Below are 12,338 nucleotides of genomic sequence, written 5' to 3' on the forward strand. Positions count from 1 at the left end.
CAAGAACGTGAGCGTCGAAATCCGCACCTCTTGACCCAGCGTCATGTTGTCAGGTCAGAGCCCGCTGTCCTCCAGCGCAGCAGTCAGAATCGGGGCCAGACGCTCGGCCCATGCTCTCTGACCAGTGTGATCCGCGATCAGGTCATTACGCAGCTCGATCAACACGTTCGGGCGGCCATGGGCGGTACAGTGCGTGTCGATTGCATCGCCGGGCAGAACGCCGGTGTAGGGCTCGTTTTCACCCACAGTCAGATCGCCCTCGGCCTTGAGCCGGTTGATCAGCGGGCGCGAGAACCGCTCATCCGGGGTGTAGAGGATGCCGATTTCCCACGGGCGGGGATCGCGACCGCGCAGCTGGCGGGTAAAGGAATGGATCGACACAATCACCGCATGCGGCAGGGCGGCCATGCGGGCCAATTCTCGGTGGTAGGGGCGATAGCACATGTCCAGCCGCCGCTCCCGCTCGGCCGCGTCCGCGTGGCGATTTCCGGGGATGATCGAGCCATCGTAGAGCTTCATCAACAGTGTCGGGTCATCTTCGCCCCGGTTCGGGTCGATCACGAGACGTGAGAAGTTCGAGGCCACAACGGGCGCATTCAGGATCTCGCCAAGATGTTTCGACACCTCATAGGCGCCGACGTCATAGGCGATGTGACGTTCCATATCCTCGCGCGGCAACCCCAGATCGCCGCCATCGATCTCGGGCGGGACGGTGTTGGTGGCGTGATCGCAGGTGATCAGCCAGCGGGAGGGTTTGTTTTCGCCATGGGTGTAAAAGGGGGTGTATGTCATGCGCCTGTCATCTCTTTTGTCGCAGGTGTAGGACAGTTGCCGCAGAAAGGGAATTGCGCGATAAGCGGTGCAAACCCGTTTGCGGTAACAATGAGCAGAACCAAGGGAGCAGCCATGCGACGCCTCAGGAATGTAAAAATTGTGGCGACGCTGGGACCGGCGTCAGAAGACTATGACATGATCCGGTCACTGCATGAGGCGGGCGCGGACGTGTTTCGTCTGAACATGAGCCACGGCTCGCATGACGAGATCAGGGAAAAGCATCGCATCATCCGTCAGGTGGAAAAGGACCTGGATAGCCCGATTGCCATTCTGGCCGACCTTCAGGGGCCGAAACTGCGGGTGGGCGTCTTTGCGGGCGATGCTGAAGAGCTGGTGCCGGGCGCGTCCTTCCGTCTGGACCTAGATGAGGCGCCCGGCGATGCAAGCCGTGTTTGCCTGCCGCACCCCGAGATTTTCCAGGCGTTGGAACCGGGCGCGCATCTGCTGGTGAATGACGGCAAGATCCGGCTGAAGGTCGAGAGTTGCGGCGTCGATCACGCCAATTGCACGGTCGAGATTGGTGGGACGATTTCAAATCGCAAGGGCGTGAACGTCCCGGACGTGGTGCTGCCACTGGCGGCGCTGTCCGAAAAGGACCGCGCCGATCTGGAATTCGTCTGCCAATTGGGCGTCGATTGGCTGGCGCTCAGCTTTGTACAGCGCCCCAAGGACGTGTTCGAAGCGCGTGCATTGGCTGATGGCCGCGCCGCCATTTTGTCCAAGATCGAAAAGCCTGCGGCGGTCGAGGCGTTCGACGATATCCTTGATGCATCGGACGGGATCATGGTCGCGCGTGGCGATCTGGGGGTCGAACTGCCTGTGGCCGCTGTGCCGCCGATCCAAAAACGTCTGGTGCGCAAATGCCGGGCAGCGGCCAAACCGGTGATCGTGGCGACCCAGATGCTGGAAAGCATGATCGAGAGCCCGATGCCCACCCGGGCCGAGGTTTCAGATGTGGCCACGGCCATCTACGAGGGCACGGATGCCATCATGCTGAGCGCGGAATCCGCGGCAGGTGGTTATCCGGTCGAGGCCGTTCAAACCATGGACCGTGTCGCGACCGAGGTCGAGGCCGACCCGACCTATGTTCAGATCATCGCCGCCTCTCGTACCGCCAAGGGGACGACGGTGGCAGACGGCATCGTTGCGGCGGCACGCGAGATCGCCGAGAAAACGGACATCAAGGCGATCTGCTGCTTCACCCAAAGCGGGACAACCGCGCTCAAGACCGCGCGCGAGCGGCCCGGCGTGCCGATTCTGGCGCTGACATCGTTGCGGGGAACGGCGCGGCGCCTGTGTCTGAGCTGGGGCTGCCATTGCGTGATGACGCCCGAGTTGGAGCGGTTCAAAAGCGCCGTGGTCAACGCCGCGCGCGCCGCGCGGGCGGATGGGTTCGCGACTGAAACTGATCAGATCGTTGTGACGGCAGGGGTGCCGTTCAATGTGCCAGGGTCCACGAACATCTTGCGGGTTGCGCCCTGTGATGAACGGCTGATTTACAACACTGATCCGGGCTAATACGCTCTCTCCAGACGGGGAGCGTGCCATGGATACCGATCTGATGCTTGTTTTGGGGATGGTCGTAGCCGTCCTGTCGATACCGTCGATGATATCGGCCTACAGTGATGACAGGCCCATTCGTGCCTCGGCGATTGTTCTGTTGATGTCCCTGGGCGCGGTGGTCTATGCCATCTTCAGCCATCCGGGCGGTTACACCTTTGAGCAGATACCTGAGGTTTTTTTCGGCGTTGTGGCCCGATTCCTGCCCTGACCCTCTTGCCTAAGTGATCCGACTTGCGTAAACGGCGCCTCTGACCGCGCGACCGGCTATTTGTGGCATGCCGAGTCGCGTTTGAACCGAACCCGAACTCAAGGAGACGGAAATGCCCAAGATGAAGACCAAGTCGAGCGCCAAGAAGCGCTTCAAGGTGACAGCAACCGGTAAGGTCCTGGCGGGCCAGGCCGGCAAGCGCCACGGCATGATCAAGCGGACCAAGAAATTTATCCGTGATGCCCGCGGCAACACCACACTTTCTGCCCCCGACGCCAAGATCGTCAAGGGCTACATGCCCTACGATCGCTAAGAGGAGATCTGAGATATGTCCCGCGTTAAAGGTGGAACCACGACTCACGCCCGTCACAAGAAGGTCATCAAGGCCGCCAAAGGTTACTATGGCCGCCGCAAGAACACCTTCAAGGTCGCAACTCAGGCCGTCGACAAGGCGAACCAGTATGCAACTCGCGACCGTAAGCAGCGCAAGCGGAACTTCCGCGCGCTGTGGATCCAGCGCATCAACGCCGCCGTCCGTTCGCACGACGAGGCGCTGACATATTCGCGCTTCATCAACGGTCTGAACCTGGCCGGTATCGAAGTGGACCGTAAGGTCCTGGCCGACCTGGCCGTGCACGAGCCCGACGCGTTCGGTGCCATCGTTGCCAAGGCACAGGCTGCTCTGGCCGCGTAAGACGGTAAACGAGCGACAGTGAAAAATAGGGTCGATCCAACGCGGATCGGCCCTTTTTTGGTTCTTGGCGTGAGAGTATGGGCGAGGCATCCAGTGGCACGGGGTGCTCCCGCGCCCGAGCAGACCTGACTTTGTCAGCCCCGCGAACGGCCTTGGGCCGAGCGCCTCGCCTACCGGCTCGGCGCGGTCCAGCCCGTGGCAAAGGCTACGGGCCTAACCGCATCGGGTGCGGCGCAGTGCCATCCGCCGCGCGCAGCGCGGCGGCCCGGCCCAACGGGAGGAGATTTTTCGTCAGAAAAATTGACGACGGGCGGGAGCTCTACCTAGTTGGGTGAGACACAAAGACTAGTGAGGCCGTCCTTTGGATGGCGCGAGCGGTTTTTGCGTCACCGCCAAGGCCGCGCCCAACATCAGAAGGGCGGATGCCGTCAGCAGGCTGTCGCCGATGTCTCCGGTGCTGTCCCCGATCAGTCCCGCGCCGATTGGCCCTACGGTTTGCGACACTGCGAACACCACGGTGAACAGGCTGATTGTAGCGCCCCAGCTGTCTTGCGGCATGTTCTTGCGGGTGAAATTCGTGATCGCGCCCGGCGCCATAAAGACCGACAATCCAAAGACCACAGCAGAAATCAGCACCCCTACCGCAGTCGGAAAAAAGATTGGCAGAGCAGAGCCGATCGCGATCCCCGTCAGGATCATGGCCAATGGGACACCATTGGCATACCGCGCGAAAATGGACCGCCAGACAAAAGGTGACAGGGTTATGCAGGCTCCAAGCAGCACCCAAACGCCTGATATCAGCATGACGCTGTAATCGCGTTCTTTCATCCAAAGCGCCAGAAACGTCAGATACACGATGTAGCCCAGACCAAACCCGGCGTAGCCGCAGAACTCCCCCAGCATGCGGCGTGCAGGCACAGGGTGGCGGGTTTCAGGGCCGGGCGTGGGGACTCGGAGCACCTCGCCTGCCCAGATGCTGAGCGGACAGATCGCAAAACTGATCAGGCCGATTCCGATCCAGCTCCAGGGCCAGGAGGTGGGGCCCATCCATTCAAGCATCAGGGGGAGCGTTGCGCCGCACAAAATGATGCCAAGACCGCCGCCACCGCCAAAGTAGAAGGCTATCGACAACGCGTTGCGCTTTGGGTCGTCCTGAAACAGTGCGGCCGCCAGCGCACCCCCAGCCACAAAGGATCCTGCGCCAAAGACGCCGGCCAGAATACGCCACAGGCTTTGCGCCCAAAACGACGGATCAAGCCCGGTGGCAAAGAGACAGATGGCGGTCAGTACAACGCCCGAACTGAAAAGCCGCGAAGCACCGACGCGACGGATCAGCAAGGCTGTGAACAGCGACCCAAAGACATATCCCAAAGCGTTTGCGGTGTTGAGCCAACCGGCTTCGGCATAGCTCCACCCCTGTGACGATTTCATGGCGGGCAGGATCAAGCCATAGGCAAATCGGGCAAATCCATTGGTGACGCACACGCCCAGGGCAAGACCCAAAAGGACCAGCCAAGGCCTTGGCGGGGTTACGATCTGCATGTCACACGGCCTCTCCTTACGCGGTTCACGCTGAAACAGGCGTTGATTTGAGGCAAGCGGAACGCTGCGCAACATTGCAAATTTGATGCGGGGTTCAAAAATAAACCCTATTTTTGCCAGTTTGCCGAACGATAGTAGGATACAGACGCAATTTTGGTGTGACGCCGTGGCCCGTATCAGTGAACTTCACTACTCCAACGCTTACGCCCGCTCATCGGGTGTATCTGAATTTCTCGAGGTCTCGCTCAGCCCCAGTGAGAACCCCGCTGATTTCACCGTGTCTTTTTATCAGGCCAACGGCAACGTCGGGATCGAGGTTCGATTGGATGATCCTTGGGTCCAGGTTTCCGTTGATCCGGATAATGGCGAAATCGTCTATGTAATCTCGGCTGACTTCTTCAACATCAGGCTGACCGACCCCGATGGGGGTGGATCGAACAATTACGAGGCCTATGCGTTGACCAATACCTCGACCAACGAGGTGGTCGACTTTTACGACATTGGTGGCGGGACGCAGAACATTACGGCCAATAACGGCGCGGCGGCTGGGGCGACTTCGGACAACTTGCCTGTCCTTGTTGGACCGAATGCCACCACGACTACACTGCAGTTCAACCAGCCCAACCCAGATGTCTTGACCTATGGTACTGTGAATCCCGGCGACTCGGGATTGGCGTGTTTTGTGGCGGGAACAATGATCGACACGGCCAGCGGGGAACGCCCGGTCGAGATGATCAAGCCCGGTGATTTGGTCATGACGCGTGACGACGGCTTGCAACCCGTGCGCTGGATCGGATCTAAGACAGTGCGCGGCCATGGACGATTGGCTCCGGTGCGGATCGCGGCAGGGGCATATGGAACAAACCGAGATATCCTGGTTTCGCCTCAGCATCGCATCCTGGTTTCAGGTTGGGAGGTGGAGCTTTTGTTTGGTGAACCCGAGGTTCTGGTGCCCGCCAAAAGCTTGATCGACGGGCAGAGTGTCAGTTGGGCGCCGCAAGATATTGTACGTTTCGTGCACATCTTATTTGATGCGCATCAGATCGTGTCGACAGGTGGTCTGGCCAGTGAAAGCTTTTATCCCGGTCAGTTGGCCCTGAGCGGATTGGAAGACGAGACGGCGCACGAGCTGTTTGCGCTTTTCCCGGAACTGCGTGACACGCCCGAATGTTACGGCGCGCCTGCGCGTGCAATCCACAGCGGCCCGCAGGCCACATTGTTGCGTCGCGCTTGACGTCCCGCCCTTGCTTTCAGCGGCTGCTGTGATAGCAGGGCAGCAACATGTGATCAGGGGACCGTCATGGACGATCTTAAGGCAAAATATCTAGGTCAGATCGCCGATGCGGGCGACGAAGCGGCGCTCGAGGCAATCCGCGTCGCCGCCGTTGGCAAAAAGGGCGAAGTGGCCCTGAAGATGCGCGAATTGGGTAAGATGACGCCCGAGGAACGCCAGGTGGCAGGCCCCGCGCTCAACGCGCTTAAGGATGAAATCAACTCGGCATTGGCCGCCAAAAAGGCTGGTCTGGCCGATGCGGCGCTGGACGAGCGTTTGCGCACTGAATGGCTGGATGTGACCCTGCCCGTGCGCCCACGTCGCCAGGGAACCCTGCATCCAATCAGCCAAGCCAGCGAAGAGCTGACCGCGATTTTTGCCGAAATGGGCTTTGCTGTCGCCGAAGGGCCGCGGATCGAGACCGATTGGTACAACTTTGACGCGCTGAACATCCCCGGCCACCACCCCGCGCGGGCCGAGATGGACACGTTCTACATGCACCGCGATGAGGGGGACAACCGCCCGCCGCATGTGCTGCGCACGCATACGTCTCCGGTGCAGATCCGTTCGATGGAGAAAACCGGCGCGCCGATCCGCGTGATCTGCCCCGGTGGTGTCTACCGCGCCGATTATGACCAGACGCACACGCCGATGTTCCATCAGGTCGAAGGTCTGGCCATCGACAAGGACATTTCGATGGCGAACCTGAAGTGGGTGCTCGAAGAGTTCGTGAAGGCGTTCTTCGAGGTTGATGGCGTCGACCTACGCTTCCGCGCCTCGCACTTCCCCTTCACCGAGCCGTCGGCCGAGGTCGACATCCGCTGTTCGTGGGAGGGCGGCACGCTGAAAATTGGTGAAGGCGATGACTGGCTGGAGATTCTGGGCTCGGGCATGGTTCACCCCAAGGTGATCGCCGCCGGTGGTATTGATCCTGACGAGTATCAGGGCTTTGCCTTTGGCATGGGGATCGACCGGATCGCGATGCTGAAATACGGCATCCCCGACCTGCGTGCCTTCTTTGAAAGCGACCTGCGCTGGCTGCGGCACTATGGGTTCGCCGCGCTGGACATGCCGAACCTGCATGGTGGTTTGAGCCGCTAGATGTATAGCGTCAGCCACTACATGGCTGTCGTGTACAATTGGATGTTGCGGCACGCAGAAGCGATGCCGCGTTGGAAAGGTCACGCCGTTATCGGCGTGACTTTTGTTCTTTCTGTAGTCGTTTTGTTGTTCGCGCCGGTTTGGGTGTTCTTGGCCTATTCCGTTTTTGTATGGGGTCCTGTTTCCGTTTTCGCGCATGCGTTCAATTCGGTTTGGAAAAAACGAGATCAAATTGCGCGGCATCGAAGCGAAGGCGTCTACCGCACCAAAAAACTATTGAAAAACTTCAGAAAGTAGAACGTTTCGCGGCGCGGAATCAAGGCCGTAGGCCGCCGCGCCATCGCTAGACCGCCCGCAAGGGCTGGCGATTTGGATGCGTCACACTTTCCATCAGAACACAGACGGATTTGGCGGGGATAAAGTGGCTCACACCTCTGTCGCGTCGTCATCCCGCGGTCTGGCGATGGCGCGGCTTTCGCCCCACAGAGATGTTAAGTGACATGGCCTGCAGGGCGGGTACGGTCGGGCCATGATCAAACACGCGCTTGCCTGCCTTCTTCTCTCTGCAACCTCAGCCCTGGCCATGGGGCCGTGGAAATCCGACTGCCATGGGCAGACCGCCTGTGATCTGGGCGAGCGTTCATATCATGTGCTGGAACCTGATGGTTGGGACGGTGAGACGCCCTTGCCGGTGTTGATGCATTTCCATGGCTGGTCGCGACAGGGTGATCTGGTGGTTCGGCATCAACGGATCGCAGGGCACACGAAACTGCGCGGTGTCTTGTTGGTGGCTCCGAACGGGCGGCACAAAAGCTGGGATTTCTGGACCTCGGACACCGATGACGTGGGCTTTGGTGATGATGTGCTGGCGGATGTGGCAAAACACTATCCGATCGACCCCGAGCGCATCTATGTTTCAGGCTATTCTTATGGCGGAGCGATGGCCTGGCGCTATGCCTGTCAGTCAAAAACGCCGATCGCGGCGCTCATGGGCATTGCAGGCACCATCCGGCAGACCGAACATTGCCCCACCGCCCCCGCGGAGGTGCGCCATGTGCATGGGCTGCGCGATACGGTGATGGGTTTTCCCTTTGGCCCGGATGGGGACACAACCCACCCCGTTGCCCTGTGGCGGGCGCAATACGACTGCGGCGATGCCACGCCCAAGGGGGATTGGAGCGTCGAGCCGTTCCTGACGCTGAGCCGCGTGGAGTGGACCAGCTGCCAGCAGGGCAAGGTCACTCTGGACACCCATCCGGGCGGGCATTTCATCCCGCACGGTTGGGTTGGGCGCCAGCTGGACGAGTTGCTGGGGCGTGCGCCGACTTACCCCTGAGCGCCGATCAATTCACCCACGTCCTTTGGCCTGTCGGGGGCAAGAGACGCATCCTCGGCCAGCCAGTTGGCGCAAATCTCTTTCAGGCGATTGATCCGGTTTTCCTTATCCGGGACGATGATTGATTTGAGCTTTTTCTTGACCATCCCGGTCATCAGCCGCCCCATCAATGTGCCACCCTTGGGGGTGGCAAAGCGGACCTTGACCATCGTGCCATCGCCAACGGACACCAGCTCGTTGGTTTCATACATCGTCAGGCCCATCGGCAGGTTGTAGCGGCCGGTGACGTATTCACCGGGGCGCCAGTCGATGATTTCAAACGGAAAGATGTCGTCGCCGTGGTGGCAGTGATACATGGTTCCCGGCTCGATCTTGCCTTTGTTTGCACCCAGCAAATCAACGGCATCGGCCCCCAGCCATTTGGCGCGCATATCGGGCCGGGTGCAGGCTGTAAACGCCGCCGCTGGCGAGACGGTGACCGGTATGGCCCACTCCTCCATCAACAGCTCTTCGTCGGGTTTGACAAAAACCTGTTCTGACCCGCGCCTGCGTTCCCACGCCTGTTTGAGATCGCGGACGACATACTCGATCTCTCCGATGTGCTCGATGTCTTCGGTATAAAACTCGTCCTCCGAGAACAGGTCTTTCATGTCCATCTTGCCCAACGCGTCGCAGGAGATGAGCATGTAGGCGTCCATGCCCGTGCGTTCCTTGACCGTGTTCTTGAGCAGGCGGAAGGCGGTGATGACATCCGTCCCGGCCAGCTCTTGCCGCCCGCCGGTTTCCTGCACGACACACTCGCCGTGATGCACCACGATTTTTAGCTCCAGCCCATCCACATTGGCGCAGGCCCCGCATCCGCACGAGGTGTTGATCTGCATCTTTTCCTTGCTGCGGGCAAAGGCGCAGTAGATCTGTTCGGCAAAGTCGATGATGAACTGTTTGGTCATCACGTCGCTTTCGAAGGCAAAGGCAAAGACGGCGTCGCCCTGCAGACCTGAAATCGTCAGTGGAGACCGGATCGCGGGCACCAGCGCGCCGAACAATTGTTCAAGGATTCCCTTGGCGTGTGTGATCTCTGTTTCTGACATGAATTTCGTGTAGCCGGAGATGTCTGCAATCACAAAGAAGGCCGACTGCGGTCCGGTGTTTTTAGGTGCCATATTGATACTCTCCCAAAGATCAACATCGACAGCATACATACAATTTCGTGAATAGGTCAAAGAATCCTGATTTAGGCATTCGGCCAACGGATTCAGGCAAATTGCCATTGTAGGCCCTTGTCCCCTTTCCCCATCCTTGCTGATCCGATAAAGCCTGCAGTAACTTTCTGATCAATCGCGGAAGAGACGCAATGAAATTCACCCTTTCCTGGTTGAAGGACCACCTCGACACCGACGCATCGGTGAACGAGATCGCCGAGGCCCTGACCGATCTGGGTCTTGAGGTCGAAGAGATCGTTAACCCGGCTGACCGGCTCAAGGGGTTTACCCTGGGTTATGTGAAGCACGCTGAAAAGCACCCCGACGCTGACAAGCTGCGGGTGTGCAAGGTCGACACCGACGAGGGCGAGATGCAGATCATCTGTGGTGCGCCCAATGCCCGCGAAGGTATCACCGTGGTGGTCTGTAAGCCGGGCATGTACATCCCCGGCCTCGACATCACCATTGGCGTCGGCAAGATCCGCGGCGTCGAAAGCTTTGGCATGATGGCATCCGAGCGCGAGCTGGAGCTGTCGGACGAGCATGATGGCATCATTGAGCTGCCTTCGGGCGAGGTTGGCGACAGCTTTGTCGATTGGCTGGCTGAAAATGCGCCCGCCAAGGTTGACCCGATGATCGAGATCGCGATCACCCCGAACCGCCCCGATGCGCTTGGCGTTTATGGTATTGCCCGCGATCTGGCTGCGCGTGGCCTGGGTACGCTCAAGACCCGTGATATCCCGTCGGTCGAGGGGGATTACCCGAACCCGATCAACGTGACCATTGACGATGACACCCGCGAGGCGTGTCCGGTGTTCTATGGCCGCCTGATCCGCAACGTCAAAAACGGCCCCTCACCACAATGGCTACAAGATCGGCTGACCGCGATTGGCTTGCGCCCGATTTCGGCGCTGGTGGATATCACCAACTTCTTCACGTTTGACCGCAACCGTCCTTTGCACGTGTTCGATGCGGACAAGGTGCAAGGCAATCTGCGCGTGCACCGGTCGAAAGCGGGTGAGACACTCGTGGGGCTGGACGAGAAGGAATACACATTCGGCGACGACATGACCGTGATCTCGGACGAGAGCGGGATTGAGAGCATTGCCGGTGTCATGGGCGGTCTGCACACCGGTTGTACCCATGAGACAACGAATGTTTATGTCGAGGCGGCGTTCTTTGACACTGTGCGCACCGCGTTGACGGGGCGTGCGCTCAAGATCAACTCGGACGCGCGCTATCGCAACGAACGTGGGATTGACCCCGAATGGTGCAAGGACGGGATGGAAGCGGCGACGCAGATGATCCTTGATCTGTGCGGCGGTGAGCCCTCGAATGTGATCATGGCCGGCGCGCAGCCCGACCATAGCCGCGCCTACAAGCTGGACCCAGAACGCGTGAAATCGCTGGTCGGTATGGACATCCCCGAGAGCGAGCAGCGCCAGACCTTGACGCGTCTTGGCTTCAAGCTGGAAGGGAATATGGCGCAGGTGCCGTCCTGGCGTCCGGACGTGCAGGGAGAAGCCGATCTGGTCGAAGAAGTGGCGCGGATCGCGTCGCTTACCAAGCTCGAAGGCAAGCCGCTGCCGCGTTTGACCGATGGTGTCCCCAAAGCGGTGATGACCCCGCAGCAGCGCCGTCAGCAGATGGCACGCCGAACTTGTGCTGCATTGGGCTATAACGAATGCGTGACGTACTCGTTCATCGACCAGGCTTCGGCGGCGCTGTTTGGTGGCGGGGATGACACGACGATGCTGGCCAACCCGATCAGCTCGGACATGTCGCACATGCGGCCCGCTCTGTTGCCCGGTCTGCTGCAGGCTGCGGCCCGCAACCAGGCGCGCGGGTACATGGATCTGGCCCTGTTCGAGGTTGGCCCAGCCTTCCACGGCGGGGAACCGGGTGAGCAACACAACTTGATCTCGGGCCTGTTGGTTGGCCGCACGGGGCCAAAGGATGTGCACGGTGCTTCGCGTGCGGTTGATGTCTATGACGCCAAAGCTGATGCCGAAGCTGTGCTGGCGGCCATCGGTGCGCCTGCAAAGGTTCAGATCCTGCGTGGTGCGCAGGATTGGTGGCACCCGGGCCGCCATGGCAAGATCTGTCTGGGTCCGAAAAAGGTGCTGGGCATCTTTGGCGAGCTGCACCCACGCGTCCTGCAGGCGATGGATATCAAGGGGGCTGCCGTGGCGTTTACCATCTGGCCCGACGAGGTGCCTATGCCGCGCAAGTCGGGGGCAAGCCGTGGTGCTTTGGAATTGCGCGACCTGCAAGCGGTCGAGCGCGACTTTGCCTTTGTTGTCGATGAGGGCGTCGAGGCGCTGACGCTGGTGAATGCCGCAAGCGGTGCCGACAAGGCGATGATCGAAGAGGTTCGTGTCTTTGACGAGTTCATTGGCGGCTCGGTGGGAGAGGGCAAGAAGTCCCTCGCCATCACCGTGCGTCTGCAACCGACTGAAAAGACGCTGAAGGAAAAAGACATCGAGGCGATCAGTGAGAAGATCGTTGCCAAGGTGACCAAGGCCACAGGCGGCGCGCTGCGCGGCTGATGTCGCGCAGGCCCGTATTTGAAACGAGAAGAAGGG

At 59.9% G+C, this 12,338-nt stretch carries 12 protein-coding genes; 9 read left to right on the forward strand and 3 right to left on the reverse strand.

Translation table 11 applies throughout. The annotated features are described in order from the left end of the window. Nucleotides 1–54: 54 nt before the first annotated feature. Nucleotides 55–792 (reverse strand): N-formylglutamate amidohydrolase, encoded by a 738-nt coding sequence (locus TRL7639_RS02495; protein ID WP_085794220.1) that lies wholly within the window; start codon nt 790–792, stop codon nt 55–57. Nucleotides 793–906: 114 nt separating this feature from the next. Here TRL7639_RS02495 and pyk point away from each other — a divergent pair, with 114 nt between their 5' ends. The 4 genes from pyk to rplT all read left to right on the forward strand — a co-directional run bounded on the left by pyk (nt 907) and on the right by rplT (nt 3,299). Then, nucleotides 907–2,352: a pyruvate kinase gene (gene pyk, locus TRL7639_RS02500; protein WP_085794221.1), complete on the forward strand. Its 1,446-nt coding sequence runs from the start codon at nt 907–909 to the stop codon at nt 2,350–2,352. A gap of 28 nt (nt 2,353–2,380) precedes the next feature. Beyond that, nucleotides 2,381–2,605 (forward strand): hypothetical protein, encoded by a 225-nt coding sequence (locus TRL7639_RS02505; RefSeq protein ID WP_085794222.1) that lies wholly within the window; start codon nt 2,381–2,383, stop codon nt 2,603–2,605. 112 nt (nt 2,606–2,717) lie between these two features. Further along, complete coding sequence (gene rpmI, locus TRL7639_RS02510; protein WP_010443552.1) at nt 2,718–2,918, forward strand: 50S ribosomal protein L35; 201 nt, start codon at nt 2,718–2,720, stop codon at nt 2,916–2,918. Between the two features lie 15 nt (nt 2,919–2,933). Next, nucleotides 2,934–3,299, forward strand: a complete 366-nt coding sequence (gene rplT / locus TRL7639_RS02515) for a 50S ribosomal protein L20 (protein ID WP_085794223.1) — start codon at nt 2,934–2,936, stop codon at nt 3,297–3,299. A gap of 345 nt (nt 3,300–3,644) precedes the next feature. Here rplT and TRL7639_RS02520 read toward each other — a convergent pair whose 3' ends face one another. After that, the gene (locus TRL7639_RS02520) at nt 3,645–4,841 is read right to left on the reverse strand and encodes a YbfB/YjiJ family MFS transporter (RefSeq protein WP_085794224.1); all 1,197 of its coding nucleotides are present in this window, start codon (nt 4,839–4,841) and stop codon (nt 3,645–3,647) included. A gap of 166 nt (nt 4,842–5,007) precedes the next feature. On the opposite strand from TRL7639_RS02520, the gene TRL7639_RS02525 reads away from it, so the two are divergent. The 4 genes from TRL7639_RS02525 to TRL7639_RS02540 all read left to right on the forward strand — a co-directional run bounded on the left by TRL7639_RS02525 (nt 5,008) and on the right by TRL7639_RS02540 (nt 8,551). Further along, on the forward strand, nt 5,008–6,075 hold the full coding sequence (locus TRL7639_RS02525; RefSeq protein WP_085794225.1) for a Hint domain-containing protein: 1,068 nt from the start codon (nt 5,008–5,010) through the stop codon (nt 6,073–6,075). Nucleotides 6,076–6,141: 66 nt separating this feature from the next. After that, complete coding sequence (gene pheS / locus TRL7639_RS02530; RefSeq protein WP_085794226.1) at nt 6,142–7,215, forward strand: phenylalanine--tRNA ligase subunit alpha; 1,074 nt, start codon at nt 6,142–6,144, stop codon at nt 7,213–7,215. Nucleotides 7,216–7,236: 21 nt separating this feature from the next. Next, nucleotides 7,237–7,512: a hypothetical protein gene (locus tag TRL7639_RS02535; protein ID WP_165759730.1), complete on the forward strand. Its 276-nt coding sequence runs from the start codon at nt 7,237–7,239 to the stop codon at nt 7,510–7,512. Between the two features lie 232 nt (nt 7,513–7,744). Continuing rightward, nucleotides 7,745–8,551 (forward strand): CE1 family esterase, encoded by an 807-nt coding sequence (locus TRL7639_RS02540; RefSeq protein ID WP_085794228.1) that lies wholly within the window; start codon nt 7,745–7,747, stop codon nt 8,549–8,551. On the opposite strand, the gene TRL7639_RS02545 is transcribed toward TRL7639_RS02540, so the two are convergent. Further along, complete coding sequence (locus TRL7639_RS02545; protein ID WP_165759731.1) at nt 8,542–9,714, reverse strand: DUF2652 domain-containing protein; 1,173 nt, start codon at nt 9,712–9,714, stop codon at nt 8,542–8,544. The genes TRL7639_RS02540 and TRL7639_RS02545 overlap by 10 nt on opposite strands. Nucleotides 9,715–9,905: 191 nt before the next feature. Between TRL7639_RS02545 and pheT the strand changes: the two genes are divergently transcribed. Next, entirely contained in the window at nt 9,906–12,302 is a 2,397-nt protein-coding gene (pheT, locus tag TRL7639_RS02550; RefSeq protein WP_085794230.1) for a phenylalanine--tRNA ligase subunit beta, read from the forward strand. Nucleotides 12,303–12,338 lie beyond the last annotated feature (36 nt).

Origin of the sequence: Falsiruegeria litorea R37 (assembly GCF_900172225.1) — a bacterium.
Taxonomy (GTDB): domain Bacteria; phylum Pseudomonadota; class Alphaproteobacteria; order Rhodobacterales; family Rhodobacteraceae; genus Falsiruegeria; species Falsiruegeria litorea.

Coding starts and splice junctions, on each gene's coding strand:
- TRL7639_RS02495 (WP_085794220.1), bottom strand. CDS start 792: ATGACATACACCCCCTTTTACACCCATGGCGAAAACAAACCCTCCCGC.
- TRL7639_RS02545 (WP_165759731.1), bottom strand. CDS start 9,714: ATGGCACCTAAAAACACCGGACCGCAGTCGGCCTTCTTTGTGATTGCA.
- rpmI (WP_010443552.1), top strand. CDS start 2,718: ATGCCCAAGATGAAGACCAAGTCGAGCGCCAAGAAGCGCTTCAAGGTG.
- rplT (WP_085794223.1), top strand. CDS start 2,934: ATGTCCCGCGTTAAAGGTGGAACCACGACTCACGCCCGTCACAAGAAG.
- TRL7639_RS02535 (WP_165759730.1), top strand. CDS start 7,237: ATGGCTGTCGTGTACAATTGGATGTTGCGGCACGCAGAAGCGATGCCG.
- TRL7639_RS02540 (WP_085794228.1), top strand. CDS start 7,745: ATGATCAAACACGCGCTTGCCTGCCTTCTTCTCTCTGCAACCTCAGCC.
- TRL7639_RS02520 (WP_085794224.1), bottom strand. CDS start 4,841: ATGCAGATCGTAACCCCGCCAAGGCCTTGGCTGGTCCTTTTGGGTCTT.
- pheT (WP_085794230.1), top strand. CDS start 9,906: ATGAAATTCACCCTTTCCTGGTTGAAGGACCACCTCGACACCGACGCA.
- pheS (WP_085794226.1), top strand. CDS start 6,142: ATGGACGATCTTAAGGCAAAATATCTAGGTCAGATCGCCGATGCGGGC.
- TRL7639_RS02505 (WP_085794222.1), top strand. CDS start 2,381: ATGGATACCGATCTGATGCTTGTTTTGGGGATGGTCGTAGCCGTCCTG.
- pyk (WP_085794221.1), top strand. CDS start 907: ATGCGACGCCTCAGGAATGTAAAAATTGTGGCGACGCTGGGACCGGCG.